This window comes from Pseudomonas shirazensis (assembly GCF_050496565.1).
GTDB classification, from domain to species: Bacteria; Pseudomonadota; Gammaproteobacteria; order Pseudomonadales; family Pseudomonadaceae; genus Aquipseudomonas; species Aquipseudomonas shirazensis_A.
On record NZ_JBNWAE010000006.1, the window covers coordinates 217678 to 243245 of the forward strand.

Genomic DNA, 25568 nt, shown 5'->3' on the forward strand with positions numbered 1-25568 from the left:
ATAACGTTGCAACTGTCCATCAGGGTTTAAACGACTTACGGTTTACACAGTTCGCCGCTCGATAACGTGCGGTCGATATAGAACAACGCGCGTTGCGACTTGCCATAACCTCCGGCTAATTTGAACAGTTCATAGCTGATGACAGCGGATGCCTTCTTGGCCATCGGCTCGATGTGCTGGTCGTAGGGCAATACCGTGACCTCGAAGCCGTGTTCGGCTTCGGTTTGGGTCAGGTAGCGAGTCGCGCTGAATGCGGTGTCTGGCAGCGGCTGCGTGCCACCAAGGTCTTCGTAGCCCAGCCAATCGACGATCACGGTGTCGCCTTGGGCGAAGTTCTCGTTCCCTTGCACGGTGATTGTGACCCCCTCCCAGATCGGCGGTTTGGTGCCGCAATTGAGATAGCCTGAGGCATCAGCCTGAGGAATGTCTGGTGCCGGCAGGCCTTGAATCGGCACGATATCCACGCGCACTGGCGTGCTCGCAGCCCGCTGCTGGTTCACCCCGTTACTGGTGGTGTAGTACACCGGCAGCGCCGCGTTGTTCTTGTCTTGCTCGATGATGCGCCATGGCACCGCGAGCTCAAGCGGCTTGCCTGCGGCATCGCCTGGCTGCACCTGGTAATGCGCCGCGACCTCGGCCACTGCTCCCCAGTAGAGATCCAGCTGATCGCCAGGCTGCGGATCCTCGAACAGGTTCAACAGGACTCGCGCGTCCAGGCCTTCGTCTGCAGCAGTCAGTTCGTCAGGCAGATCCGACTTGGCGCCGCGCACGTCGAGCATGGCGAGGGTGAGATTGAGCACAGCTGGCGCGTTGGCATGATCCTGCCCGGCAAGGGTGAAATCGAACGGTGCGGTAGCTTCAGCAGCCGCAGGCGAATAATTACTGCCGTAACGCACACGGTAGGTCACCCGCGCAATGTCTGGGCCCAGGCCAGCGGCTACCAGATCGCGCCACGGCACGTAGGCCTGCAAGGGAAAAGCGCCCGGATCAACGGCGAACTCGCGCAGGGTCTGCCCAGACCACAGGATCTCGATGAAATGCGCTGCGTCGGCGTTTTCATACTCGTCGATTTCAACGGTGACACCCTGTTGATCCGTCGCACCCTCGCGGGCATGCTCGCGGTCGATCAGGCCACGGGACGACAGCGGGATACGCGCTGGCGGCAAGTTGCTTGGCAACGGCAGCAGGTCGACCTGGATCGGCGAACCGAAGGCCAGTGCGCTCTCGTTACCCGCTATGTCGTACAACCGATAGAAGAAGTAGCGAATGCCGACGCCACCGGCGCGTATTTGCGAATCGGTCAGGACGACGAACAGCTGTCTGGAGTCGATTTCCGCTTGAGTGAATATGCGCTCGCCCGCCGACGGCAGATTGTCGGGCAGCGGATCCTGCTCTGACCAATAGTAAACGGCTTTATCGAACCCGCGCATTCCCCGGTAGTCGGGCACCTGCACGGATACCTCACCATGCTGAGTGAGATAATCGTCGCTGATGACACCACCCAGCTCCTGCGGAAACAGCCCCGGCTGCAACCTTTGGTTTTCGCCTGGCGGTGTACGGTCGACCGTTATCAGTTTGATCACCGATTCGGTCGAGTTGTTGGTCCGTGTAACTCTATAGGAAAGTGCGTACACCCCCTCATTCAGTAGGTCGCTGGGCACTTTGAGGGCTTTGTCGCCAGGGTCGATCGGTGGCCAGAATTCCTGCCTGGCGACAGTGACGAAGTCTGCTCCATCAGGACGCCAGCCCAGCTCCAGCACGTCGGCGTACACCGGGTTCTGCGAAAACTCCCACGCCGGAACGATAACCTGTAAATCGTCCTTTAGCGCGGCTACCGCAATGATCCCTTGCGGGTTTTCAGCGCCACTCTCGTCACGCACGATCGCGGGCACCGTAGGTTCTGGAAAGCTGAAATGCGTAGGCCACATAACGGCGAATTTCAGCGCGCTCATGCACGTCCCCTGGGATCGTATGAAAGGTGATGGGGGCAGCAACATTGCGGCCCGCCAAGTGCCTTCATTGAACGCCCAAGGGAATGTGTTGAAAACTGGCAGAAATGCTAGGTAGACAAAACAACAGGCCCCGAAGGGCCCGTGGATTCAAGCAGAAAGAATTGCCGCCCGCTCAGACTGCCGAGCAGTCGGTCAGCTCGAGAAAGATCGCCGCCAACCGCTCCAGCCCGACCTGATCGGCCTCACTGAAACGCGCAAGCCTGGGGCTGTCGAGGTCGAGCACGCCAACCAGCCTGCCGTCCTTCACCAGTGGGATCACCAGCTCACTTTCCGAAGCGCTGTCACAGGCGATGTGCCCAGGGAAGGCATGCACGTCTTCCACCCGCTGAGTCTGGCGGCTGGCTGCCGCCGCGCCACACACGCCCTTGCCGAAGGGGATGCGCACGCAGGCTACCTGGCCCTGGAACGGGCCGAGCACCAGCTCCTCACTGCGGTTGATATAGAAGCCGGCCCAGTTCAGGTCATCCAGCTGGCTGTAAAGAAACGCCGAGAACTGCGCGGCGTTGGCGATGAAGTCACGCTCATCGGCAAACAGCGCCTGCACTTGCGCGGCCAGCAGGTGGTAGCCGTCCAGGCCTGCGCCACTGGCATTGAGGTCGATCATTTCAGTTTTGCTCCAGCAATTGCAGGCCGACCCAGTAACGGGCGAACTGATAGGCACAGCGGCCGTTACGATTACCGCGCCCGGTTGCCCAGCGCACGGCGAGAATTTCCAGGGCTTCGTCGCGCTGCCATTGCAACCCGGCAGTACTGGCCAGTTGGCCAATCCAGTGCTCGACCACGTCGAGGAAGTGCTCCTGAGTGAAGGGGTAGAACGATAGCCACAGGCCGAAGCGGTCAGACAAGGCGATTTTGTCTTCGACGGCTTCGTTGGGGTGCAGCTCGCCGTCGACCATCTTCCAGTTTTCGTTGTCGCTCTGCTTCTCCGGCACCAGGTGACGGCGGTTGGAGGTGGCGTACAGCAGGACGTTGTCCGGCGCCTGCTCCAGCGAGCCATCGAGCACGCTCTTGAGCACGCGGTAGTCGCCCTCGCCCGCTTCGAACGAGAGGTCATCGCAAAACAGCACGAAGCGCTGCTTGAGCTTGCTCAACTGCTCGACCACCCGCGGCAGGTCGGCCAGATGATCGCGTTCGATCTCGATCAGGCGCAAACCGGCACCAGCGTGCTCGGCGAGCAAGGCGCGCACCAGCGACGACTTGCCGGTGCCACGCGAGCCCCACAGCAGGGCGTGGTTGGCCGGCAGGCCGTTGATGAATTGATGGGTGTTGCGGCCCAGCTGGTCGCGCTGCTTGTCGACCCCGATAAGGTCGGACAGGCGCATGTCCAGGCTGACCTCCAGCGGCATCAGATAGCCGCTGCGGCCATCGCGCTGCCAGCGGGCAGCCAGGGTAGTGTCCCAGTCGATCTGGGGGCGCAGCGCGGGCAGCAGCGGTTCAAGCCGGGCGAGCACCGATTCGGCGCGCTCGAGAAAGGCGGTGAGGCGGGGGTCCATGGTGACTCCTGGTTAAAACGGATGCAGGGAAAGGCTGAATGTTTGACAGACCCACCAGCTGCCGAGGTTGATCGGCTATGCTTGCGCAGCGCAGGAGCGCGAAACCGGTTTGGGATCCATGGATATAAAGTTCACCAATCGTCTGTCTTACAAGCAAGCCCGGCTGACTGTCCTGGTCGGCTTCATACTGGGAACATTGCTCAGTCTCATCCAGATCGGTATCGATTATGCCAGCGAAGACGCGTCTATCAACCGCGAAGTGCAGGCATTGCTGCAAATCAGCCACAACCCCGCCTCGCGCATCGCCTACAACATCGACACCGAGCTTGCCCAGGAGCTGACTGGCGGCCTGCTGCAATCGCCGGCGGTGATCCGCGCGCGGCTGATCGACAACAACGACACGGTGCTGGCCGATGTGCAGCGCCCGCGCCTGGAAGACCGCTACCGGCTCCTGAGCGACTTTCTGTTCGGCGAGCAACGCCAGTTTCAAGAGCGCCTGTATCTGGCACAGATGCCCAAGGACTACCTCGGCACGCTGTACCTGGACGTCGACACCTACACCTTTGGTGGGCGCTTTCTCGAACGCGCCTGGGTCACCCTGCTCAACGGCTTTACCCGCAGCCTGATACTGACCGGCATCCTCCTCGGCCTGTTCTACATGATGCTGACCAAGCCGTTGGTGACGGTGATAGCCGCGCTGAGCAAGAGCGACCCGCGCCAGCCGCAGCAGACCCGTGTGGAGTGTCCACCCGGGCACGAGTCGGATGAAATCGGCGTGCTGGTCAAGGTGGCCAATCGGCAGTTCGTCAGCATGGCCACCGAGATCCAGCAGCGCCGCGCCGCGGAAAACCGCCTGACCGACTACCTCAACGAGCTGGAAGACCGCGTCTCGGCCCGTACCGACGAGCTCAGGGCGAGCAATGATCGCCTCAGCCAGACCAACCAGGACCTTGAAGAAGCACGCCGCCGCGCTTTGGAAATGGCCCAGGCCCGCGCGGCGTTTCTGGCCAACATGAGCCACGAGATCCGCACCCCGCTGAACGGCATGCTCGGCATGATCTCGCTAGCCCTGGACAGCGGCCTGCCGGCCGAGCAGCGCCAACAGCTGTCGATCGCCCATGATTCGGGCAAGGTGCTGGTCGAGCTGCTCAACGATATCCTCGACCTGTCCAAATTCGACGCCGGCCAGCTGGAGCTGGAGCGTATCCCGTTCGATCTTGGCGCGATGGTCGAAGACACCGCCAACCTGCTGTCGCAGAACGCTGCGGCCAACGTCGAGCTGACTTGCCTGATTGCCAGCCAATTTCCCACCACGGTGCTCGGCGACCCGACCCGGGTCCGCCAGATCGTCAGCAATCTGCTGTCCAATGCGCTCAAGTTCACCCGCTTTGGCCGTGTCGATGTGCGCCTGTCGCCGATTGTCGGCGGCGTGCGCCTGGAAGTCTGCGACACCGGCATCGGCATCCCTGAAGAAGCCCAGGCACGGATCTTTCAGCCGTTCACCCAGGCCGGTGCCGGCATCACCCGCCAGTACGGCGGTACCGGCCTGGGCCTGGCCCTGACGCGCAACCTGTGCAAAGCCATGCAAGGCCACCTGCATATCCAGTCAGCCGCAGGCTTTGGCAGCCGTTTCAGCGCCGACCTGCCGCTGCTGACCCACACCGAAGCGATCCCCGCCGCGCCGCTGCGTGGGCGCGTGGTGATCCTCAGCAAGGCCGGCAGTGGCATGGCCGAGCTGCTGAGCAGCAACCTGCCTGGCTGGGGCCTGAGCTATCAGCACCACGAGGGCAGCAGTACCCTGCAGCCAGGTGACTTCGAGTTATTGGTCACCGATGACCTCGAGCAACTGCTCGCGCTGCGCCCGCAGTTCACCACACCGATCCTGCTGGTCACCGCCTACGGCAATTTCCTCCCCAGCGAGCGCGCCGCCGAGTTGGCTCCACTGGTACAGCTGGCTCGACCGCTGGCGCGCAACGTGCTTTATCAGACGCTACGGCGGTTGCTTCAGGGCGAACAGAGCAACATCGGGCCGACGCAGGCATCGTCTAGCGAGCAAAAACACCGCGCACGGGTGCTGCTGGTTGAGGACAACCCGGTCAATCAGCTGGTGGCCAAAGGCATGCTGGGCAAGCTCGGCTGCCAGGTGCTGATCGCCAGCCAGGGCGCTGAAGCCCTGGAAATGCTCGAGCGGGAAACCGTCGACATGGTCTTCATGGACTGCAACATGCCGGTCATGGACGGCTATGAGGCCAGCCGGCGGATTCGCCAGAGCGGCCGCTGGCCGCAATTACCTATCGTTGCCCTGACCGCCAATGCCATGCCGGAAGAGCGCGAACGCTGCCGCGCCGCCGGCATGGATGACTACCTGGCCAAACCGTTTCGCCGCGAAGACCTGCTCGCCCTGATCGAGCACTGGGTGCCGCTCAACGGTTGAGCAGCTTCTCCACCGCAGCCTGCAACGCCTGCGGTTTAGTCGTTGGGGCAAAACGGGTGACCTTGCCGCTGACCGGGTCGAGCAGGAACTTGGTGAAGTTCCACTTGACCTTCTCGGTGCCAAGCAGGCCCGGCGCGCGTTTTTTCAGCTCGACGAACAGCGGATGAGTCCCTGGGCCGTTGACGTCGATCTTGCGCATCAACGGGAAGCTGACACCAAAGCGTGCTTCGCAGAACGAGGCGATTTCGCGGGCATCGCCAGGCTCCTGCTTGCCGAACTGATTGCAGGGAAAGCCCAGCACCACCAGGCCCTGCCCGCGATAGTCGCGCCATAGCTGTTCCAGACCCTGATACTGCGGGGTAAAGCCGCACTGGCTGGCGGTGTTGACCACCAGCAGCGCCTTGCCAGCGAAGTCGCCAAGTACCTTGTGCTCGCCGCTCAAGGTCACGCAGGGGATGCTCAGCAAAGAATCGTCCATGGTCGCTCTCCGATCAGTCACGCGGCTTGAAGTCCAGGCACACCGAGTTGATGCAGTAGCGCAGCCCGGTCGGTGGCGGGCCATCGGGGAACACATGGCCCAGGTGCGCGTCGCACTGGGCGCAGGTGACTTCGGTGCGGATCATGCCGTGGGTCGTATCACGAATCTCGATCATCGCGCTGTCGGCGATCGGTGCATAGAAGCTTGGCCAGCCGCAGCCGGAGTCGAACTTGGTGGTGGAGTCGAACAGGTCGGCATTGCAGCAAATGCAGGTGTACACACCGTCGGCCTTGTGGCTGTTGTACTTGCCGCTGAACGGGCGCTCGGTGCCTTTCAGGCGACACACCTGATACTGCTCGGGGTCGAGCATGGCGCGCCATTCATCCAGGGTTTTGTCGATCTTTTGCATGTTGTCACCTCGGCAGGCTGAATTTCACCTCGCACCGGCTTTTCCACGGCGCGGGTGGCACGTATATTAGTTGGCTTCGTGCGCAAGGCTCCAAGTCTGGCACCCGCGCCGCGCCCTTACAAACCTTTCGACGGCGACGCGTCCGCGACTTCTCAATCGGGATCACATCATGCAGTTCAGCAAATCGAACAAGCTCGCCAATGTCTGCTACGACATTCGCGGCCCTGTGCTCAAGCACGCCAAACGCCTGGAAGAGGAAGGCCACCGCATCCTCAAGCTGAACATCGGCAACCCGGCGCCGTTTGGCTTCGAGGCGCCGGATGAAATCCTCCAGGACGTGATCCGCAATCTGCCGACCGCCCAGGGCTACAGCGACTCCAAAGGCCTGTTCAGCGCGCGCAAGGCAGTCATGCAGTACTGCCAGCAAAAAGAGATCGAAGGTGTCACCATCGAGGACATCTACCTTGGCAACGGTGTTTCCGAGCTGATCGTGATGTCGATGCAGGCGTTGCTCAACAATGGCGACGAAGTGCTCATCCCGGCGCCGGACTACCCGCTGTGGACCGCCGCAGTGAGCCTGGCCGGCGGCAACCCGGTGCATTACCTGTGCGACGAGCAGGCTGACTGGTTCCCCGACCTCGCCGACATCAAGGCCAAGATCACCCCCAATACCAAAGCGCTGGTGATCATCAACCCGAACAACCCAACCGGCGCGGTGTACTCCAAAGAGATGCTGCTGGGCATGCTCGAACTGGCTCGCCAGCACAACCTGGTGGTGTTCTCCGACGAGATCTACGACAAGATCCTCTACGACGAAGCCGTGCACATCAGCACCGCCGCGCTCGCCCCGGACCTGCTCTGCCTGACCTTCAATGGCCTGTCCAAGTCGTACCGGGTAGCGGGCTTCCGCTCCGGCTGGCTGATCATCTCCGGGCCCAAGCACAACGCCCAGAGCTACATCGAAGGCATCGACATGCTGGCCAACATGCGCCTGTGCGCCAACGTACCGGCCCAGCATGCGATCCAGACCGCCTTGGGTGGGTACCAGAGCATCAATGACCTGATCCTGCCGCCAGGCCGCCTGCTCGAGCAGCGCAACCGTACCTACGAGCTGCTCAACGACATCCCTGGCGTCAGTTGCGTCAAGCCGATGGGCGCGCTGTATGCCTTCCCGCGGATCGACCCGAAGGTTTGCCCGATCCTCAACGACGAGAAGTTTGCCCTCGACCTGCTGCTCTCCGAGAAGCTGCTGATCGTCCAGGGTACTGCCTTCAACTGGCCGTGGCCGGACCACTTCCGGGTAGTTACGCTGCCGCGTGTGGATGACCTGGAGCAGGCCATCGGCCGCATTGGCAACTTCCTGCGCACCTACCAGCAGTGATCCAGCCGTGAGCATGACGGGGCCGCGCTGCGGTCCCGTCTACGGGTGCGGAATTCCCCTTACATCCTGCAACGCTCTCGCCTACAGCTCGGCGAAATTCCTCTGCCATACTCCGCGCTACACAGTTTGAAATAGTCGCCCGGTTGAATCGGCGCGACAGCCCCCTTATATACCCCGCAGTCAGCAAAATTTTCATCCGTCAGGAGAACGTAACAACCATGATGCGCATTCTGTTGTTTGTAGCCACCAACCTCGCGGTGGTGCTGGTTGCAAGCATTACCCTGAGCCTGTTCGGCTTCAATGGGTTCATGGCCGCCAATGGGGTTGACCTCGACCTCGGCCAGTTGCTGGTCTTCTGCGCCGTGTTCGGCTTCGCCGGCTCGCTGATCTCGCTGTTCATCTCCAAGTGGATGGCGAAGATGAGCACCGGCACGCAGATCATCACCCAGCCCCGCACCCGCCATGAGCAATGGCTGTTGCAGACGGTCGAAGAGCTGTCCCGCGAAGCCGGCATCAAGATGCCCGAGGTGGGTATCTTCCCGGCTTACGAGGCCAACGCCTTTGCCACCGGCTGGAACCGCAACGACGCCCTGGTCGCCGTGTCGCAAGGCCTGCTCGAGCGTTTCTCGCCCGATGAAGTCCGCGCGGTGCTGGCCCACGAAATCGGCCACGTCGCCAACGGTGACATGGTCACCCTGGCGCTGGTGCAGGGCGTGGTCAACACCTTCGTGATGTTCTTTGCACGGATCATCGGCAACTTTGTCGATAAAGTGATCTTCAAGAATGAAGAAGGCCGCGGTATCGCCTACTACGTCGCGACCATCGTTGCCGAGCTGATCCTGGGTATTCTGGCGAGCATGATCGTCATGTGGTTCTCGCGCCGCCGCGAGTACCGTGCCGACGAAGCCGGCGCTCGCCTGGCCGGCACTGGCGCGATGATCGCTGCTCTGCAGCGCCTGCGCGTCGAGCAAGGCATGCCGGTGCATATGCCCGACACGCTGAAGGCCTTCGGCATCAATGGCGGCCTCAAGCAGGGCCTGGCTGGCCTGCTGATGAGCCACCCGCCGCTGGAAGAGCGTATCGAAGCGCTGCGCCAACGCGGTTGATCATCCCCGTGGGGGGGGGGGGGGGGGCGCCCCCCCCCCCCCCCCCGGGGGGGGGGGGGGGGGGGGCGCCCCCCCCCCCCCCCCCCCCTGCCCGACCTGGAGATTCTGCACCGCAGCGAGGACCTCAGGCCGTATGAGTGCGATGGCCTCTCGGCCTATCGCACACTGCCGTTGCTGGTGGTTCTGCCAGTGCGGCTGGAGCAGGTGCAGACGCTGCTCAAGGTCTGCCACCAGCGCGGCGTGCCGGTGGTTGCGCGTGGCGCAGGCACTGGTTTGTCCGGCGGCGCCTTGCCGTTGAGCAAAGGCATTCTGCTGGTGATGGCGCGCTTCAACCAGATCCTTGAGGTCAATCCGCAAGGGCGCTACGCCAGGGTGCAGCCTGGCGTGCGCAACCTGGCCATCTCCCAGGCGGCAGCACCGTACGGCCTTTACTACGCACCTGACCCGTCGTCGCAGATCGCCTGTTCGATTGGCGGCAACGTGGCTGAAAATGCCGGCGGCGTGCATTGCCTCAAATACGGCCTCACCGTGCACAACCTGCTCAAAGTCGACATCCTCACCATCGAAGGCGAGCACCTGAGTCTGGGCAGTGATGCCCTCGACACACCCGGTTTCGACTTGCTGGCGCTGTTTACCGGCTCCGAAGGCATGCTCGGCATTGTCACCGAAGTCACCGTCAAGTTGCTGGCCAGGCCGCAGGTGGCGCGGGTGCTGCTGGCCAGCTTCAATAGCGTCGAGGACGCTGGCCGCGCGGTTGCCGACATCATCGGCGCGGGGATTATTCCCGCGGGCCTGGAGATGATGGACAACCTGGCTATCCGCGCCGCTGAAGACTTCATCCATGCCGGCTACCCGGTGGACGCAGCGGCGATCCTGCTGTGTGAACTGGATGGTGTCGAAGCCGATGTGACGGCTGACTGCGCACGGGTGCAGGCGGTGCTGGAGCAGGCAGGGGCGAGTCAGGTGCAACTGGCCTGCGACGAGGCGCAGCGGGTGCGTTTCTGGGCTGGGCGCAAGAACGCCTTCCCTGCCGTGGGGCGCATCTCACCCGACTACTACTGCATGGACGGCACGATTCCCCGCCGCCAGCTGGCGCGGGTGCTCGGTGCAATCGCTGAGTTGTCAGTCGAATATGGCTTGCGCGTGGCCAACGTGTTTCATGCCGGCGATGGCAACATGCACCCGCTGATCCTGTTTGACGCCAATGTGCCGGGCGAGCTGGAGCGGGCTGAAGCCATCGGCGGCAAGATCCTCGAGCTGTGCGTGGCGGTGGGTGGCAGCATAACCGGCGAGCATGGCGTCGGTCGGGAAAAGATCAATCAGATGTGCGCGCAGTTCAGCAGCGACGAAATCACCCTGTTTCACGCGGTCAAGACGGCGTTCGACTCGCGCGGGTTGCTCAACCCCGGCAAGAACATTCCGACCCTGCAGCGCTGCGCCGAATTTGGCGCGCTGCATGTGCACCACGGTCAGTTGCCCTTCCCTGACCTGGAGCGTTTCTGATGAGCCTTGTCGCTGATCTGAGCCAGGATCTGCTTGACCAGGTCAAGCAGGCGCTGGCTTCAAATACGCCGCTGCGCATCCAGGGCAGCAACAGCAAGGCCATGCTCGGCAACCCTGTTGCAGGCGAGCTCATCGACACCCGCGGCCATACAGGCATCATCAGTTACGACCCTACCGAGCTGGTCCTGACCGCCCGCGCCGGCACACCGCTGGCTGAAATCGAAGCTGCAGTGGAAGAAGCCGGGCAGATGCTGCCTTGGGAACCGCCGCATCTGGGGTCAGGGGCAACGGTCGGCGGTATGGTAGCCGCGGGTCTGTCCGGCCCGCGCCGGCCCTGGGCGGGTGCGGTGCGCGACCATGTTCTCGGCAGCCGCGTCATCACCGGCCACGGCAAGTTGCTGCGGTTTGGCGGCGAAGTGATGAAGAACGTCGCCGGCTATGACCTGTCACGGTTGCTCACAGGTAGCTTCGGCTGCCTTGGGCTGCTCACCGAAGTCTCGCTCAAAGTGCTGCCGCGACCGCGCCAATGCCTCAGCCTGCGCTTGCACATGCCTGTACATCTGGCCCTCACCGCCCTCGCCGATTGGGGTCAGCAGCCGCTGCCGATCAGCGCAGCTTGCCACGACGATGAGGCACTCTGTCTGCGCCTGGAGGGTGGCGAAGGGTCGGTACAGTCGGCGTATCAGCGCCTCGGCGGCGAGCTGCTCGATAGCCGCTTCTGGGACGATCTGCGCGAGCAGCAGCTGGCGTTTTTTGCCGATCCGCAGCCGCTCTGGCGCCTGTCGCTGCCAATTGCCTCAGGCAGCACCGGCCTGCCTGGGCGTGAGCTGATCGACTGGAGCGGCGCCCAGCGTTGGCTGAAGTCCACAGCACCCGCTGCGCAGATCCGCAGCCAGGCCGCTGCCCTCGGCGGGCACGCCACGGCTTATTCAGCGGCTGCTGACAGTTTTACCCCATTGCCCGCAGCGCTGCTGCGCTACCACCGAGCACTCAAACAGCAGCTCGACCCCCAGGGCATTTTCAATCCCGGGCGTATGTATGCAGACTTGTGAGGGCAGATCATGCAGACCAATCTGAGCGAAGCAGCCCAAGGCCTGGCCCGCGGCGCAGAAGCCGAGCGCATTCTGCGCTCATGCGTGCACTGTGGTTTCTGCACCGCCACCTGCCCCACCTACCAACTGCTGGGCGACGAGCTGGATGGGCCACGTGGGCGGATCTACCTGATCAAGCAAGTGCTCGAAGGCGCACCGGTCACCACCAGTACCCAACTGCATCTGGACCGCTGCCTGACTTGCCGCAACTGCGAAAGCACCTGCCCCTCAGGTGTGCAATACCACGACCTGCTGGACATCGGCCGCGCCGTGGTCGAGGCACAGGTGCCCCGCCCGCTCGGTCAGCGCCTGCTGCGTGGCGCACTGCGCGCCGTGGTGCCACGCCCAGCCCTGTTCCAGGCGCTGACCCGCAGCGGCCAGGTTCTGCGCCCGCTGCTACCGGCGGGCCTTAAAGCCAAGCTGCCTGCAAGCGTGACAGCACCAGGCCTGCGCCCGGCGCAACGGCACAATCGTCGCGTTCTTTTGCTGGAAGGCTGCGTACAAGCAGCATTTTCACCCAACACCAACGCCGCCACTGCACGCGTGCTCGATCGCCTGGGCATCAGCGTCGAGCCGAGCCCCACGGCGGGCTGCTGCGGCTCGGTGGAGTATCACTTGAACGCCCAGGAACATGGTATGCAACGCGCCCGGGACAACATCGATGCGTGGTGGCCGGCAGTTGAAGCCGGGGCCGAGGCCATCGTGCAGACCGCCAGTGGCTGCGGCGCGTTTATCCATGAGTACGGCCATTTGCTTGCCCACGACCCGTTGTACGCCGGCAAAGCCGCCCGCATCAGCGCCCTCGCCCGTGACCTGGTAGAGGTCGTGCGCGACGAGCCGCTGGAGCAGCTTGGCCTGTGCCGCGAACAACGGCTGGCGTTCCACTGCCCCTGCACGCTGCAACATGCGCTAAAGCTCGGCGGTGCAGTGGAAGCGGTGCTGACGCGGCTGGGCTTCAGCCTCACCAGTGTGCCGGACGGGCACCTGTGCTGCGGCTCGGCAGGTACCTACTCGCTGACCCAGCCCGAGTTGGCGCGGCAATTACGCGACAACCGCCTGGATGCGCTGGAAAGCGGCAAACCGCAAATCATCGCCACTGCCAACATTGGCTGTCAGACCCATCTCGATGGCGCAGGCCGCACCCCTGTGCGGCACTGGATCGAAATCGTCGAGCAGGCGTTGATCACGCAGGGTTGATCAGCTCGCTTGATCGATTTTCAATGGTGGCGTGAAAACGCTCTGAAACGTACCCTGCAGGCGTAGTACCAAAATGCCACACGTCGGTATTCGCCCCGCTCCCGCTGTTTTTGCATACCATGCGCACATTAATGCAGTCATACCGTATACCGGAGTTGTCTACCTCAGGAAGAGGCCCGCACGTTCAAGCCATTTCCGCCTCTGGCGAGATGTTGATATCAGCCATCAAGAGGCACCCGCAATGAACATTTCCAGCACCGGCGAAACCCCTCCCCCGGGGTGCCGCCACTGTCGTGACAGTGAGCCGCTGCCGTTTGCAATCAGCATGGCCTTCCAGCCGATCATCGACGCATCGACTTCGACCGTGTTCGCCTACGAGTCGTTGGTGCGCGGCACCGACGGCAGCGGTGCCAAGAGCGTCCTCGATCAGGTCACCCAGGCCAACCGCTACAAGTTCGACCAGACCTGCCGGGTCAAGGCTGTTGAGTTGGCTGCCAAGCTTGCGCTGCCGACCTACCTGAGCATCAACTTCCTGCCCAACGCGGTGTATCAGCCAGCCGCGTGTATCCGCGCCACCCTCGACGCCGCTCAGCGCTTCAACTTCCCGACCAATCGGATCATCTTCGAATTCACTGAAAACGAAAGCATGGTCGACAAGCAGCACCTGCGCGGCATCGTGCTCGAGTACCAGAAGCTTGGTTTCAAGACCGCGATCGATGACTTCGGTGCAGGTTATTCGGGGCTGGGTCTACTGGCAGAGTTTCAGCCAGACATCATCAAGATCGACATGGAGCTGGTCCGCGATATTCACCAGAGCCGCGCACGCTGCGCAATTGTCGAAGGCATCGTCGGCATCTGCCGCAAGCTTGACATCACGGTGATCGCCGAAGGTATCGAGCGCGTCGAGGAGTACCTGACACTGCGCAGCCTGGGCGTCAATCTGTTCCAGGGTTATCTGTTCGCCCGCCCTGGCTTCGAGACGCTGCCGGACGTGCACTGGCCTGTACGCGAAACTGTCTGCTAGAGCAGGTATCCTGAGCATTCAGACGCGCTTGAGAATGCTCCATGGAACTGCACATTCGCCTCGAAGGCGGCAAAGGCCTTGCCGATCAGCTCTATCAGCAGCTGCGCACCGGTATCGACAGCGGTCACCTCGCGGCGGGTAGCCAGTTGCCGCCAACGCGCCTGCTGGCCGAGCAATTGGGCGTGTCGCGCAAGACCGTTGCCGAGGCGTATTCGCGCCTGACCTACGACAACCTGCTCAGCGCCGTGGTCGGCCGCGGTACGTTCATCAGCCAGCGGCGCGCGCCTCAGTCAACCCCCACGGCGGTAGTTGAACTGGCGGCAAGTGCCTCGCTGCAGCGCTGGCAGCAACGGGCGACCGTGCTCGCCCGGCCCGGTTTGGACAGCCCGTCACGCTATGACTTCATCGGCGGGGCTTCGACCAAGACGCAGTTCCCGTTCGACCAATGGCGCAGTTGCATGCAGTACGCTCTGCGCCGCAGCCAGCGCCACCCCGAACGGCAATTCCATGCTCAGGGCCTGGCGGAGCTGCGCGAAGCCATTGCCCATCACATTGCCTACGCCCGCGGCGTGCATTGCAGCGCGGCGGACATCCTGGTCTGCAACGGCGCCCAGCAAGCGCTGGACCTGATCGCCCGGGTGCTGATCGAGCCCGGCAGTCGAGTAGCCATGGAAGACCCCGGCTACTCACCGGCGCGCCAGCTGTTTCTCGCCCTTGGCGCACAACTGCAATCGGTGCCGGTGGATGAGCAAGGCCTGTGCGTCGAGCAGATCGAGGCCGGCACGCGGCTGATCTACGTGACGCCGTCGCATCAATTTCCACTGGGCATGCCGATGAGCGAAGCACGCCGCCAGGCCCTGCTGGACAAGGCCGCAGAGCTGGGCGCACTGATCATCGAAGACGACTATGACTGTGAGTTCCGCTATCAGGGACCAACCAGCGACGCCCTGCAGCGGCTCGACCGCCACGGCCTGGTGGCGTATGTCGGGACTTTTTCCAAGACCTTGCTGCCGGAATTGCGACTCGGCTATGCGGTGCTGCCGCCCGCGGTACTGCGCGCTGCCTGCGTGGCCAAGCACCTGAGCGATCTGCACAGCCCGGCCTTGCAGCAATGGGCGTTGGCGCGGTTTATCAGCGAGGGCTACCTGAGCAAGCACATCCGCCGTTGCCACGAGATCTACAGCGCCCGCCGCGGGCGCATCCTGCAGCGTTTGCAGGGGGACCTGGCGCCATGGTTCAGCGCGGTGCCAGCCAATGCTGGCTTCCACATGAGCGCGCTGGCCAGCCCCACTGTCGATGTCGAGCTGCTGATCAAGCTGGTGCGCAAGGTCGAGGTCGGCCTGTATTCGCTGGCGCCGTTTTTCAGCGAGGTGCCCGTACGCCCGGGCCTGCTGCTGGGCTTTGGCGCCATCGAGCTACTGGATATCGACCCGGCGCTGGACCGGGTCGCCGATACCCTGCGCCAGATCAGCTGAGCGGCTGCACTTCGCCGCCACGCGCTGGCCTGGCCATCGCGCCAGCGTAGCCCTGCGGCACGAACCGAGCGGTGACCAGCAACATGGCTACTACCGTCAGCGTGAGCAAGGTCCAGGAAGCCTGGAAGTCGCCGCTGACATCACGCAGCCAGCCGGTGATGTAGGGCACGATGCCGGTAATGATAAAGCCGATACCTTGCACGAAGGCCGCCAGGCTACCCGCCTCTGCCGGGGTTTTAAGATGTTCCAGCGTCAAGGTCAGGCTCAGGCTGAAACATGAGCCCAGACCAAAACCGATCAAGCCGACCCACAACCCCATCGCGCTGTTGGGTGCCAGCAGGAGCCCGCTGAAGCCGCACAGTTGCACCAGCAACGCCAGCCACAGGCCCGGCCGGCGATCAACCAGATGGCGCAACAACCACGGCATCCCCAGCGCGCCGATGACCTGGAACACGGTCATCAGACCGACCAGATCACCTCCGCCTTGAGCAGTGCCGCCGTGTTCCAGGTGGTAGGCCGGCAGCCACGCCACCATGCTCGTGTAACCGCCGTTGATCAGGCCAAAATAAAGCGCCAACAGCCAGGCCCGGCGATTGCCGAACCAGTGCCCGCGCGCGGCGCCTGGTGCATGTGCAGGCGCCTGCCGTGGGCGCAACACAACCCAGGCAAGCATCGCCAGCAGCGCCGGCACTGCCCAGATGCCAAGGCCGACCTGCCAGCGCTGAAAGTACTCGCTGATATGCGGGCCAAGCACCGCCGCCAGGCCGCCGCCGGTCATCAACGCCGCTGAATAAAGGCCCATGCTGTTGCCAGCCGCTGCGGGAACCAGCGGTTGACCAACCCCGGCATCATGCCTTGCACCAGCGCCACGCCGATACCGGCAAGCAAGGCACTGACGATCAGCGCCCAGGCGCTGGCCACCTGCAAACGCCACAGGCATGCCGCAGCAATGGCGCCCAAGCCGAACAGCATGCCGCCATGCTCGCTCAACCAGCGCCGCAGCCAGGGCTGGGTCAAGGGCACCAGGCCCATGCACAGCACCGGCAATGCGGTCAGCAACGCTGCTTGCTGATAGCCAAGCCCGGTGCTGGCGCGCATCGCTTCCAGCAACGGTCCGATGCTGGTCAGGATCGGCCGCAGATTGAGCGCCAGGAGCATGATCAGCAGCAGGTTCAATGCGCCTCTCATGCTTGCTGGGCCTGCTGCCATTGCTCATACAGGCCAGCCTCGCCCTGGGGTTTGAGTGGCCGCAAAGGCAGGCTTTGCTGTTGAGCCGGCTTGGCCATTTCGGCGTATATGGCAGCGGTCGACAGGCCGTAGGCAGCACCCTCGTCGTTGTCGTAGGCAAACCATGCGCGCTCGATGCCGCACAGGTGCATGGCCGCCAGACACATCGGGCACGGGTGACCGCTGGCGTAGATCTCGGCGCCGTCCAGGCGCGCCGTGCCGAGCACCTGCGACGCCTGGCGGATGGCCTGCATTTCGGCATGGGCAGTTGGGTCCTGGCTGCTGTGGATCTCATTGACGGCACGCGCCACTACCCGACCTTGATAGACCAGCACAGCCCCGAACGGACGGCCGCCGGCCTGAATATTCTCTCGGGCCAGACCCAGCGCTGCGCGCATATGGCTTGAGTTGGACATGAATGAATCTCCGATAAGCGATGCGCTGATTATCCCGACTCCAGGGTCAAGGCTGAAATGAAGAGATTGGATGCCTGTCAGTGGCCACCTGAATAGCGCCATTGGCCTCCTGGCAAAGCCGAGGATTGGCTATCGGGCGCCACGCGGCCTGGCGCTAAGCTTTGCGCAACAGCCCGCCAGCCGGCGGCCTCTAGCAACCTACCGGAGCCAACCATGCACAGTCGCCTTGAATGGGCCAAACACGCGCCCGAAGCCTACAAAGCCATGCTCAGCCTGGAGCAGGCGCTGGCCAACAGCGGCCTGGAAACCTCGCTGCTCGAGCTGATTCGCCTGCGCGCCTCGCAGATCAACGGCTGCGCCTACTGCGTCAACCTGCACAGCAATGATGCGCGCAAGGCCGGCGAAACCGAGGCCCGCCTGCAAACCTTGCTGGTCTGGCAGGAAACCAACTACTTCACCCCTCGCGAGCGGGCGGCGTTGGCCTGGGTCGAGAGCCTGACCAAGTTGCCTGAACACGGTGCGCCGCAAGACCAGTATCAAGCGCTGCAGGAGTATTTCGAGCCCGCCGAAGTGGTCAACCTGACGCTGGCGATTGCCACCATCAACGCCTGGAACCGTTTCGGCGTTGGGTTCGCAATGATCCCGGCCTAACGTTCGATCAGCCGCGAGCGGTAGCTGCCAGGACTGTGCCCGGTCCATTTCTTGAACGCCCGGTGAAACGCGCTGGGCTCCTGGAAACCGGTCTGCTCGGCGATTTCGGCAATGCTCAAGCGGCCTTCGCGCAGGCGTTCGAAGGCCATCGCTCGACGTACTTCGTCCTTGATCTGCTGGTATGAGCGCCCTTCGCGCTGCAACTGCCGGCGAAAGCTGCTGGCGCTCAAGCCCTGCTGCTCTGCCAGGCCGACCAGCGTCGGCCACTCGCCATAACCGCGGGCCTTGAGGTGGCGATAAACCTTTGCCACAAGGCCGTTCTGATTGCGAAAGCGAATGACCAGCCCTTGCGGCGCAGTGCGCAAAAAAGTCTTCAGGGCGGCCAGATCCTGCACTACGGGCAGGCGCAGGTCGGCACTGTTGAACTCCACCTCGGTATGGCCACTGCCCAGGCGCAGGTCAGCGCCCCACAGCAGCGTATCGTCTTCCAGTGGCAGGCGTGCAATGGCCAGCTCGGTGCGTTCGATCTGCAACCGGCGCCCGCCCAGCCAGCACAGCAGACCGACCACCAGCACCAGATAGGTTTCCTCGGCATACCCCCGGGTCAGCGGATCGGCAATGCTCGACTGCACACTGATCACTGTGCGCGAGCCACGCACGCTGATCGAGCCACGCAGGTCGCGCAGAAACAGGCCGAAATTGCCCAGGCACTGACGCAGCGCCTTGTCCAGGCTGGGCTCCTGGATCAATCCGCGGCAGATCAAGGCAAAGCTGCCCAGCGGCATGCCATGGCTGTCGAGGCGGAAAAATTCGTCGTCCAGCACCTGAATCAAGCTTAACCAGAGCTGGGCAAAGGCCTTGGCCGGCACCCGTGCCTCTGGGTCTTGCAGCAGCTCAGGGGCAATGCCGACGGCGCGCAACTGTGCATCACGCAACTGCGGCTGATCAGCCAGGGCATGCAGCATGGCCTGGAGAAAATACACCGCGACCGAATCGCTATCGCGCATGGCTGGGGTTCGCTTGTCTATGCTGAGTGGCAAAAAACGCCAGATTGAATGAGCAGATCCGACATAGGCCGCGAGGCAGGCATTGCCTAGACTCGGGCCATCCACAGATGGCGGCCATTCTCGCAGAGCCTGGCCCTGTCCCGCTACGCCTTCGCCATTGGAGCCCGCCATGAGCAGTACAGAAATCTACGTCGTCAGTGCCGTCCGTTCCGCCATTGGCGGCTTTGGCGGTGCCCTCAAGGACCTGCCGCTGGCCGACCTCGCCACGGCGCTGGCGCGTGCCGCCATCGAGCGTTCCGGCGTGGCTGCCGAGCAGATTGGTCATGTAGTGATGGGCAACGTCATCCCTACCGAAGCCCGCGATGCCTACCTGGGCCGGGTGGCAGCGATGAATGCCGGCGTCCCCAAGGAAACCCCAGCCTTCAACGTCAATCGCCTGTGCGGCTCGGGCCTGCAGGCGATCGTCTCGGCTGCGCAAAGCTTGCTGCTGGGCGACACCGATATTGCCCTGGCGGCCGGCGCCGAGTCGATGAGCCGCGCGCCGTACCTGCTGCCACAGGCGCGCTGGGGCGCACGCATGGGTGATCTGCAAGGCATCGATTATCTGGTCGGTGTACTGCAGGACCCTTTCGAGCACTTTCACATGGGCATCACCGCCGAGAACGTCGCGGCCAAGCACGGCATTACCCGGCAGATGCAGGACGAACTGGCGCTGACCAGCCAGCAACGCGCCGCCCGCGCCATCGCCGAAGGCCGTTTTGACAGTCAGATCGTGCCGCTGGAACTGAAAACCCGCAAAGGCCCGGTGCAGTTCGCCGTCGACGAGCATGTACGCAGCGATGTCAGCGCCGAGCAACTGGCTGCGATGAAAACCGTGTTCAAGAAGGACGGTACGGTCACCGCGGGCAATGCCAGCGGTATCAACGACGGCGCCGCTGGCCTGGTACTGGCCACCGGTGAAGCAGTCCGCCGACTGGGCCTGAAGCCGCTGGCGCGGTTGGTAGCCTACGCACATGTCGGCGTCGAGCCGGCACTGATGGGTCTGGGGCCGATTCCGGCCACGCAGAAGGCGCTGCAAAAGGCCGGTCTGACCGTCAACGACCTGGATGTGATCGAATCCAACGAGGCGTTTGCCGCGCAAGCCTGCGCAGTTGCCCGCGCACTGGACTTCGACCCGGAGAAGGTCAACCCGAACGGCTCGGGCATCTCGCTCGGTCACCCGGTCGGCGCCACCGGCGCAATCATTGCTACCAAGGCCATCCATGAATTGCAGCGGGTGCAGGGCCGCTATGCCCTGGCGACCATGTGCATCGGTGGCGGCCAAGGCATCGCTGTCGTCTTTGAACGCGTATAAGGAGCGGCCTTGTGAGCATTGAAAAGATTGCAGTGATTGGCGCCGGGACCATGGGTAACGGCATTGCCCAGGTGTGCGCAGTGGCGGGCTATCAGGTGCTGCTGATCGACGTCAGTGATGCTGCACTGGAGCGCGGTGTGGCGACCTTGAGCAAAAACCTCGAACGCCAGGTCAGCAAGGGCACGCTGGAGGCTGACAAGGCTGCTGCGGCGAGAGGCCGGATTCGCACCAGCACCGATTATGCAGACTTGCGCGAGGTGCAGCTGTTGATCGAGGCAGCGACCGAAAACCTCGAGTTGAAGCAGCGCATCCTGCAGCAGGCCGCGGCCAACGTCAGCAGCGATTGCCTGATCGCGACCAACACCTCATCGCTGTCGGTAACCCAGCTGGCCTCCAGCATCGAGCACCCCGAGCGCTTTATCGGCGTGCACTTCTTCAACCCAGTGCCAATGATGGCGCTGGTGGAAATCATCCGCGGCTTGCAGACCAGCGACAGCACGTACGCCCAGGCGCTGGTGGTGACCGAGAAACTCGGCAAGACGCCGATCACGGCTGGCAACCGTCCGGGCTTTGTGGTCAACCGTATCCTGGTACCGATGATCAACGAAGCCATCTTCGTGCGCCAGGAAGGCCTGGCCAGCGCTGAAGACATCGACACCGGCATGCGCCTGGGCTGCAACCAGCCGATCGGCCCGCTGGCGCTGGCGGACCTGATCGGCCTGGACACGCTGTTGGCGATCATGGAGGCGTTCGTTGACGGCTACAACGACAGCAAGTACCGCCCTGCTCCGCTGCTGCGGGAAATGGTCGCGGCCGGTTACCTTGGCCGCAAAAGCGGTCGCGGCTTCTTCACCTACTGAGGAGCGCCTGCCATGTCGGCCAATGCCGCCCTGCGCTGCAGCAATTTTGACGAGCGTCGCGACAAGGCCATGGCACTGTTCGCAGCCAAGGGCTTTGGCCAGGTCAGCATGCGTGAGCTGGCAGCGCATGTCGGCCTGACGGCAGGCTCGCTGTATCACCATTTTTCGAGCAAGCAGGATTTGCTCTATGACCTGATCGAAGAATTGTACGAGGAGTTGCAGGCGACCCTCGACCAAGGCCGCAAGGCCCTGGCCAGAGGTAAGCCGGCGCTGCCTGCGGTGATCGTAGCGCACTGGCAACTGCACGCCGAGCGAGCCTTGCAGTTTCGCCTGGCCGAACGCGACCTGTGCTGCCTGAGCGATGAGCAGCAGGCGCGGCTGGCGCAGATTCGCCTGCGGTACCAGGCGGGCCTGCTGAAACTTGTGGCGCCGCAGACGCGCCTTAGCGGCCCGGCTTTGGCAGCCACCGGGCAAGCGCTCGCTACCCTGCTCAACCAGCTGCCTGGCTGGCTACAGGGCCGCGGGTTGGCCGAGGATGAGGGCATGCGCCTGATGCAAAGCCTGCTGCTGGGCGGTATCGAGCGCACCCTCAAAGATGCGGTCATATAGCCGCAACCAAGTCTCATATATCTAATAAGTCGTTTATTTAGATTTTTTAGTGCGCTTCAATCTAACGAATTCTGTTCGACTGGAGCCGCAACTTGAGCACATCGCCGCACCCGGGAGCTGATCCCAAACCTTTGCTGTTTGCCCTGTATGAACAAGCCAGTGTCGGCTGTGGCGGTGCGCCGAGCCTGTGGACTCACCCGGCCGACGAACGCCTGAGCATCAACTCCCTGAGCTACTGGTCGAACCTGGCGCGGATCGCCGATCAGGCCAACCTCGACATGCTGTTCTTTGCCGATGTGCTGGGCTTCTACGATGGCTATGGCGGCACCGCCGACGCTGCCCTCAAGTGGGCCGTCGAAGCGCCCGCCAATGATCCGCTAATGATCATCCCAGCGTTGGCTGCGGTGACTGAAAACCTCGCCTTCGGCGTCACCGTCAGCACCAGCTACGAACATCCTTTCACCCATGCGCGGCGCTTCAGCACGCTGGATCACCTGAGCAATGGCCGGGTCGGCTGGAACATCGTCACCTCCTACCTGAACAGCGCCGCGCGCAACTTCGGCCTGGAACAGATGATCAAGCACAATGATCGGTACGAGCGTGCCGAAGAATTCCTCGATGTGGTCTACAAGCTCTGGGAAGGCAGCTGGGCGCAGGACGCCGTGGTTGCCGACAAGTCCCGCCAACTCTATGCCCAGGGTGAACGCGTGCGGCCGATCAACCACGTCGGTGAACACTACCGCGTCGCCGGCCCGCACCTGAGCTCACCGTCACCGCAGCGCACGCCGCTGCTGATTCAGGCGGGCTGGTCCGGGCGCGGGCGCGAGTTTGCCGCCAAACACGCCGAGCTGATCTTCATCGCCAAGTCCAACCCGCTGGAGATCCGTCAGGGTCTGGATGAAATATGGGCGCAGGCGCAGGCCCGTGGTCGTCAGGCCGAGGATGTAAAGTCGCTGACAGTGCTGCGCATCGTCACCGCCAAAACCGAAATCGAGGCGCAGCACAAATACGAGCAACTGCAGAGCAACTACCACCTGCAGGCGCAACTGGTCAGCTATGCCGGCGACACCGGCATCGACATCAGCCGCTATGCCGACAACGAACCCCTGGCGACCCACACCGAAGGGCTGACCTCGTACATGATGCGCCCTGACGGCAGCGGCAAGCCGCTGACCGCTGGCGATGTCAAACAGCGCTTTGCCAGCGTCACCCGCGGCACCGATTTGATCCTGGTCGGCACGCCTGAGCAAGTAGCGCAGCGCATCGAGGAGCACGCAGCAATCTCCGGCACCAGTGGCTACATGATCAACCCACTGATCAGCCCGGGCAGCCTGGAAGACTTCGTCGAACTGGTGATCCCGGCCTTGCAGAAACGTGGCCTGTACCGCACCCAGCCTCAAAGCGGCACCTTGCGATCACGCCTGCGCAATGACGGCTCCAGCTACCTGCCGGCTTCGGCCCATGGTGCATCGTTCCGTTTTGCCTGAAGACGCAGCGATCTCCAGCCGGTACACGGTCGATGTAGGAGCGGCCTCGCCGGAGCGCCGGACCGGTCGGAAAGGGCTGCGTAGCGGCCCCAGGATTTTCGCAGGGCCGCAGTTCGTCGGGCCCGCTGCGCGCGCCTTTCGCGACACAAGGCCGCTCCTACATCGACCGCGTATATCCCGGGCTATTGATTCAACGACCCGCCATCTCACGGCTATGCGCACGCCACCAACGGCTTGCACAGTTCCTGTAGGAGCGGCCTTGTGTCGCGAAAGGCGCGCGCAGCGGGCCCGACGATCTGCGGCGTTGTGAAAATCCTGGGGCCGCTCCTACAGCCGTGGGTGCCGTGGCGGGCACATCGCTGTAGGATGGCGGCTCGTTGAATCATCTGTGGTCTTTGCAATGAACAAATTGATCCTGCCTGTCGCCATCTTTCTCAGCGTCATTCTCGCCGGCAAAGTGGCCGAACACTACGCCGTCGAGGGCAGCTGGCGCATCGGCTTGCTGTGCCTGGTGGCCGCAGTCGTGCAAATCGTGGTCAGCCGCATACAGCGGGCCCGTCGCGAGAACGCCGAGTCGTAATGCCATTGGTCAGTGGCACTGTCGCATTGAAGGCTTTGGGCTGTCCCTTGAGGACATTCTGCACAGGGCTTTAACATGCGCCAGCCACTCCAACTGATATCGCTCTCCATCGCCTGCGGCGCCCTTTGGGCCTGCTCGGCAGCCGACACCCATTCGCCGGTGGACGCGCCAGGCCGGCCTGAGTCGGCGAAAACCCAGCTGCTCGAAGCAGGTGCGGCGACGCTGCAGGCCAAGCCGCCAATCGAAGCCATCAACGCCTACCTGGATGGCTTTCACTTCTACAACGGCCACCCCGATGTGCAAATGGAGGCCCACCATTACTGCTCCATCCTCAACGAGGACGTGATCCAGTGCGTGATCTTCGACGGCAATACCAAGCAGGCGAAGATCATGGGCGTCGAGTACATCATCGATGAAAAGCTGTTCGCCGGTTTGCCAGCCAAAGAGAAAGCCATGTGGCACAGCCACGGCTTTGAGGTTTCATCCGGCCAGTTGCTTGCCCCGGGCGTACCGCAGGTAGCAGAACATGCGCTGATGCAGCGGCTCGCTCATACCTACGGGAAGACCTGGCACACCTGGCATACCGACCAGGACAAGGCCCTGCCGGTTGGCGTGCCGCAACTGATGATGGGCTTTACCGCAGACGGCCAGGCTGACCCGAAGATGGTCGAACAGCGCAATCAACGCCTGGGAGTCGACAGCGCGAAGACCCGTGCGCAGCGCGCCGACATCAAGATACCGCCGGCTGATCCAGCAGCGGATGGCTGGCAGCATGGCAAGGTGATTCAGCTCGAAGACCCAACCGGGGCGCATCTGCATCACCCCGCCAAAGCGACGCCGCCCGCCAGCAACAGCCGCTCGTCACAGTAGCGCCTCAAGCGCTTGCATGGGCGGGCCGAGGTCCGCCTGCCTGAGGCCTGGCTAATCGCCGTCGAGCGCGGCGAACACCGCTGCGGTCAACTGTTGGACTGACCACGGTTTCATCAGAAAACGCTGATCGGCGCCCAGATCGCTACTCCGAAGGGCATGCCCTGAGGTAACCAGAACAGGCGTAGCGGGCCAGCGCTGGCGCACCATCGCCGCCAGTTCCAGGCCCTTGATGTCGCCCGGCAAGGAGTGATCGACAATCACCAGCGAGTATTGCTCCTGGCGCTTGAGCAACGCCATCAGGCCATCCTCGGCGTTGGCGAACGCCAAACACTGCGCTCCCAGTTCGCTGAGGATTGCGCACATCAACTCCTGCAACAGAGGCTCATCCTCGATCACCAGTATCGACTTGCCGGCCAGCACCGCACCTTCGGACGTGAATTTCACTGGGGTTCCTCGACCTCGCTGCTCGCTGCCGGTTGTTCGACAGCAGTTGCCGGGCCTGCCCCTGCGAGGCGCCAGCGCACGTTCTCCAGCCCGTAGCGTTCAGCCATGGGCCGGCTGACGTGTTTTATATTGTGCTGACCGAAGCGCGGGATGACCGCAATACCGGCATCACAGCCCGCCCAGTGCCACGCCAGGGCATTGTCCATCCGCTCCAGTCGGATAACGAAGTTGCGCTCGGCGCCGCGAAGTGTGTATTCAATAATGTATAACTTTTGACCCAACATTGTGCAGTCCTCCCCTAAGTATTTAGGACTGCCGAGCAATTCTGAAAATTCACTAATTTACAGTTTCATTTACATTCTCCAGCGCGCGCGGAGTTTTCTTGTACACAACAAATATATTGTACAAATAACGAGCTCAATTCGTTTCATAAGGGCAGCCCTGGCGCTTGATGAACTGC

Annotated in this window: 22 protein-coding genes and 3 pseudogenes; 15 read left to right on the forward strand and 10 right to left on the reverse strand. The window is 62.9% G+C overall.

Features of this window, described 5'->3' with window-relative positions; genetic code table 11:
- Positions 1-35: 35 nt before the first annotated feature.
- From ACQZ2L_RS11355 to ACQZ2L_RS11365, 3 genes are all read right to left on the reverse strand, one after another.
- Complete coding sequence (locus ACQZ2L_RS11355; RefSeq protein ID WP_430326110.1) at positions 36-1952, reverse strand: hypothetical protein; 1917 nt, start codon at positions 1950-1952, stop codon at positions 36-38.
- Positions 1953-2124: 172 nt separating this feature from the next.
- Positions 2125-2616 (reverse strand): GAF domain-containing protein, encoded by a 492-nt coding sequence (locus ACQZ2L_RS11360; RefSeq protein WP_430326111.1) that lies wholly within the window; start codon positions 2614-2616, stop codon positions 2125-2127.
- A gap of 1 nt (position 2617) precedes the next feature.
- Positions 2618-3505 carry an ATP-binding protein gene (locus tag ACQZ2L_RS11365; protein WP_103438142.1) on the reverse strand — a complete coding sequence of 296 codons (888 nt, stop codon included), beginning with the start codon at positions 3503-3505 and terminating at the stop codon, positions 2618-2620.
- 77 nt (positions 3506-3582) lie between these two features.
- On the opposite strand from ACQZ2L_RS11365, the pseudogene ACQZ2L_RS11370 reads away from it, so the two are divergent.
- Positions 3583-5939 (forward strand): annotated as a pseudogene (locus ACQZ2L_RS11370) (response regulator).
- Here the strand turns inward: ACQZ2L_RS11370 and ACQZ2L_RS11375 are convergent.
- On the reverse strand, positions 5929-6417 hold the full coding sequence (locus tag ACQZ2L_RS11375) for a glutathione peroxidase (protein ID WP_430326112.1): 489 nt from the start codon (positions 6415-6417) through the stop codon (positions 5929-5931). The pseudogene ACQZ2L_RS11370 and the gene ACQZ2L_RS11375 overlap by 11 nt on opposite strands.
- Before the next feature lie 13 nt (positions 6418-6430).
- Positions 6431-6826 carry a peptide-methionine (R)-S-oxide reductase MsrB gene (msrB, locus tag ACQZ2L_RS11380; RefSeq protein WP_101321551.1) on the reverse strand — a complete coding sequence of 132 codons (396 nt, stop codon included), beginning with the start codon at positions 6824-6826 and terminating at the stop codon, positions 6431-6433.
- A 169-nt stretch (positions 6827-6995) separates the two neighbouring features.
- Here msrB and ACQZ2L_RS11385 point away from each other — a divergent pair, with 169 nt between their 5' ends.
- The 7 genes and pseudogenes from ACQZ2L_RS11385 to ACQZ2L_RS11415 all read left to right on the forward strand — a co-directional run bounded on the left by ACQZ2L_RS11385 (position 6996) and on the right by ACQZ2L_RS11415 (position 15603).
- Entirely contained in the window at positions 6996-8207 is a 1212-nt protein-coding gene (locus ACQZ2L_RS11385; protein ID WP_101321553.1) for a pyridoxal phosphate-dependent aminotransferase, read from the forward strand.
- 218 nt (positions 8208-8425) lie between these two features.
- Positions 8426-9313: a protease HtpX gene (htpX, locus tag ACQZ2L_RS11390; protein WP_101321555.1), complete on the forward strand. Its 888-nt coding sequence runs from the start codon at positions 8426-8428 to the stop codon at positions 9311-9313.
- Between the two features lie 87 nt (positions 9314-9400).
- Positions 9401-10816 (forward strand): annotated as a pseudogene (gene glcD, locus ACQZ2L_RS11395) (glycolate oxidase subunit GlcD); the annotation flags it as partial.
- The gene (glcE, locus tag ACQZ2L_RS11400; RefSeq protein WP_430326113.1) at positions 10816-11868 is read left to right on the forward strand and encodes a glycolate oxidase subunit GlcE; all 1053 of its coding nucleotides are present in this window, start codon (positions 10816-10818) and stop codon (positions 11866-11868) included. The pseudogene glcD and the gene glcE, both read left to right, overlap by 1 nt.
- Positions 11869-11877: 9 nt before the next feature.
- Positions 11878-13104, forward strand: coding sequence for a glycolate oxidase subunit GlcF (glcF, locus tag ACQZ2L_RS11405; RefSeq protein WP_430326114.1), 1227 nt, complete (start codon positions 11878-11880; stop codon positions 13102-13104).
- Between the two features lie 241 nt (positions 13105-13345).
- On the forward strand, positions 13346-14128 hold the full coding sequence (locus ACQZ2L_RS11410; protein WP_430326115.1) for an EAL domain-containing protein: 783 nt from the start codon (positions 13346-13348) through the stop codon (positions 14126-14128).
- Between the two features lie 41 nt (positions 14129-14169).
- Entirely contained in the window at positions 14170-15603 is a 1434-nt protein-coding gene (locus tag ACQZ2L_RS11415) for a PLP-dependent aminotransferase family protein (RefSeq protein ID WP_430326116.1), read from the forward strand.
- Here the strand turns inward: ACQZ2L_RS11415 and ACQZ2L_RS11420 are convergent.
- Both ACQZ2L_RS11420 and ACQZ2L_RS11425 read right to left on the reverse strand, forming a co-directional pair.
- A pseudogene (locus tag ACQZ2L_RS11420) lies at positions 15596-16791 on the reverse strand (CynX/NimT family MFS transporter). The gene ACQZ2L_RS11415 and the pseudogene ACQZ2L_RS11420 overlap by 8 nt on opposite strands.
- A complete protein-coding gene (locus ACQZ2L_RS11425) occupies positions 16788-17246 on the reverse strand; it encodes a nucleoside deaminase (RefSeq protein ID WP_430326117.1) in 459 nt (152 codons plus the stop codon). Before ACQZ2L_RS11425 ends, ACQZ2L_RS11420 begins: the two are co-directional and overlap by 4 nt.
- Before the next feature lie 213 nt (positions 17247-17459).
- Here ACQZ2L_RS11425 and ACQZ2L_RS11430 point away from each other — a divergent pair, with 213 nt between their 5' ends.
- Positions 17460-17897 carry a carboxymuconolactone decarboxylase family protein gene (locus ACQZ2L_RS11430; RefSeq protein ID WP_430326118.1) on the forward strand — a complete coding sequence of 146 codons (438 nt, stop codon included), beginning with the start codon at positions 17460-17462 and terminating at the stop codon, positions 17895-17897.
- On the opposite strand, the gene ACQZ2L_RS11435 is transcribed toward ACQZ2L_RS11430, so the two are convergent.
- Positions 17894-18904: an AraC family transcriptional regulator ligand-binding domain-containing protein gene (locus ACQZ2L_RS11435; RefSeq protein ID WP_430326119.1), complete on the reverse strand. Its 1011-nt coding sequence runs from the start codon at positions 18902-18904 to the stop codon at positions 17894-17896. The genes ACQZ2L_RS11430 and ACQZ2L_RS11435 overlap by 4 nt on opposite strands.
- A 169-nt stretch (positions 18905-19073) precedes the next feature.
- Between ACQZ2L_RS11435 and ACQZ2L_RS11440 the strand changes: the two genes are divergently transcribed.
- The 6 genes from ACQZ2L_RS11440 to ACQZ2L_RS11465 all read left to right on the forward strand — a co-directional run bounded on the left by ACQZ2L_RS11440 (position 19074) and on the right by ACQZ2L_RS11465 (position 24664).
- Positions 19074-20258, forward strand: a complete 1185-nt coding sequence (locus ACQZ2L_RS11440; protein WP_430326120.1) for an acetyl-CoA C-acyltransferase family protein — start codon at positions 19074-19076, stop codon at positions 20256-20258.
- An 11-nt stretch (positions 20259-20269) separates the two neighbouring features.
- Positions 20270-21118, forward strand: coding sequence for a 3-hydroxybutyryl-CoA dehydrogenase (locus ACQZ2L_RS11445; RefSeq protein WP_430326121.1), 849 nt, complete (start codon positions 20270-20272; stop codon positions 21116-21118).
- A 12-nt stretch (positions 21119-21130) separates the two neighbouring features.
- Positions 21131-21727: a TetR/AcrR family transcriptional regulator gene (locus ACQZ2L_RS11450; protein WP_430326122.1), complete on the forward strand. Its 597-nt coding sequence runs from the start codon at positions 21131-21133 to the stop codon at positions 21725-21727.
- Between the two features lie 92 nt (positions 21728-21819).
- On the forward strand, positions 21820-23214 hold the full coding sequence (locus ACQZ2L_RS11455) for an LLM class flavin-dependent oxidoreductase (protein ID WP_430326123.1): 1395 nt from the start codon (positions 21820-21822) through the stop codon (positions 23212-23214).
- A gap of 400 nt (positions 23215-23614) precedes the next feature.
- A complete protein-coding gene (locus ACQZ2L_RS11460) occupies positions 23615-23794 on the forward strand; it encodes a hypothetical protein (RefSeq protein ID WP_430326124.1) in 180 nt (59 codons plus the stop codon).
- A 75-nt stretch (positions 23795-23869) separates the two neighbouring features.
- Positions 23870-24664: an OBAP family protein gene (locus ACQZ2L_RS11465; protein WP_430326125.1), complete on the forward strand. Its 795-nt coding sequence runs from the start codon at positions 23870-23872 to the stop codon at positions 24662-24664.
- Positions 24665-24715: 51 nt separating this feature from the next.
- Here ACQZ2L_RS11465 and ACQZ2L_RS11470 read toward each other — a convergent pair whose 3' ends face one another.
- Both ACQZ2L_RS11470 and ACQZ2L_RS11475 read right to left on the reverse strand, forming a co-directional pair.
- The gene (locus tag ACQZ2L_RS11470; protein WP_430326126.1) at positions 24716-25108 is read right to left on the reverse strand and encodes a response regulator; all 393 of its coding nucleotides are present in this window, start codon (positions 25106-25108) and stop codon (positions 24716-24718) included.
- The gene (locus ACQZ2L_RS11475) at positions 25105-25392 is read right to left on the reverse strand and encodes a DUF6555 family protein (protein ID WP_430326127.1); all 288 of its coding nucleotides are present in this window, start codon (positions 25390-25392) and stop codon (positions 25105-25107) included. The genes ACQZ2L_RS11470 and ACQZ2L_RS11475 overlap by 4 nt, the downstream gene beginning before the upstream one ends.
- Between the last annotated feature and the right edge of the window lie 176 nt (positions 25393-25568).

What these genes read in the sequence shown, in the direction of transcription:
- glcF (WP_430326114.1), top strand. Translation starts at nt 11,878, where the DNA reads ATGCAGACCAATCTGAGCGAAGCAGCCCAAGGCCTGGCCCGCGGCGCA.
- msrB (WP_101321551.1), bottom strand. Translation starts at nt 6,826, where the DNA reads ATGCAAAAGATCGACAAAACCCTGGATGAATGGCGCGCCATGCTCGAC.
- ACQZ2L_RS11355 (WP_430326110.1), bottom strand. Translation starts at nt 1,952, where the DNA reads ATGAGCGCGCTGAAATTCGCCGTTATGTGGCCTACGCATTTCAGCTTT.
- ACQZ2L_RS11460 (WP_430326124.1), top strand. Translation starts at nt 23,615, where the DNA reads ATGAACAAATTGATCCTGCCTGTCGCCATCTTTCTCAGCGTCATTCTC.
- ACQZ2L_RS11415 (WP_430326116.1), top strand. Translation starts at nt 14,170, where the DNA reads ATGGAACTGCACATTCGCCTCGAAGGCGGCAAAGGCCTTGCCGATCAG.
- ACQZ2L_RS11465 (WP_430326125.1), top strand. Translation starts at nt 23,870, where the DNA reads ATGCGCCAGCCACTCCAACTGATATCGCTCTCCATCGCCTGCGGCGCC.
- ACQZ2L_RS11360 (WP_430326111.1), bottom strand. Translation starts at nt 2,616, where the DNA reads ATGATCGACCTCAATGCCAGTGGCGCAGGCCTGGACGGCTACCACCTG.
- ACQZ2L_RS11475 (WP_430326127.1), bottom strand. Translation starts at nt 25,392, where the DNA reads ATGTTGGGTCAAAAGTTATACATTATTGAATACACACTTCGCGGCGCC.
- ACQZ2L_RS11385 (WP_101321553.1), top strand. Translation starts at nt 6,996, where the DNA reads ATGCAGTTCAGCAAATCGAACAAGCTCGCCAATGTCTGCTACGACATT.
- ACQZ2L_RS11440 (WP_430326120.1), top strand. Translation starts at nt 19,074, where the DNA reads ATGAGCAGTACAGAAATCTACGTCGTCAGTGCCGTCCGTTCCGCCATT.
- ACQZ2L_RS11375 (WP_430326112.1), bottom strand. Translation starts at nt 6,417, where the DNA reads ATGGACGATTCTTTGCTGAGCATCCCCTGCGTGACCTTGAGCGGCGAG.
- ACQZ2L_RS11425 (WP_430326117.1), bottom strand. Translation starts at nt 17,246, where the DNA reads ATGTCCAACTCAAGCCATATGCGCGCAGCGCTGGGTCTGGCCCGAGAG.
- ACQZ2L_RS11450 (WP_430326122.1), top strand. Translation starts at nt 21,131, where the DNA reads ATGTCGGCCAATGCCGCCCTGCGCTGCAGCAATTTTGACGAGCGTCGC.
- ACQZ2L_RS11430 (WP_430326118.1), top strand. Translation starts at nt 17,460, where the DNA reads ATGCACAGTCGCCTTGAATGGGCCAAACACGCGCCCGAAGCCTACAAA.
- glcE (WP_430326113.1), top strand. Translation starts at nt 10,816, where the DNA reads ATGAGCCTTGTCGCTGATCTGAGCCAGGATCTGCTTGACCAGGTCAAG.
- ACQZ2L_RS11435 (WP_430326119.1), bottom strand. Translation starts at nt 18,904, where the DNA reads ATGCGCGATAGCGATTCGGTCGCGGTGTATTTTCTCCAGGCCATGCTG.
- ACQZ2L_RS11410 (WP_430326115.1), top strand. Translation starts at nt 13,346, where the DNA reads ATGAACATTTCCAGCACCGGCGAAACCCCTCCCCCGGGGTGCCGCCAC.
- ACQZ2L_RS11365 (WP_103438142.1), bottom strand. Translation starts at nt 3,505, where the DNA reads ATGGACCCCCGCCTCACCGCCTTTCTCGAGCGCGCCGAATCGGTGCTC.
- htpX (WP_101321555.1), top strand. Translation starts at nt 8,426, where the DNA reads ATGATGCGCATTCTGTTGTTTGTAGCCACCAACCTCGCGGTGGTGCTG.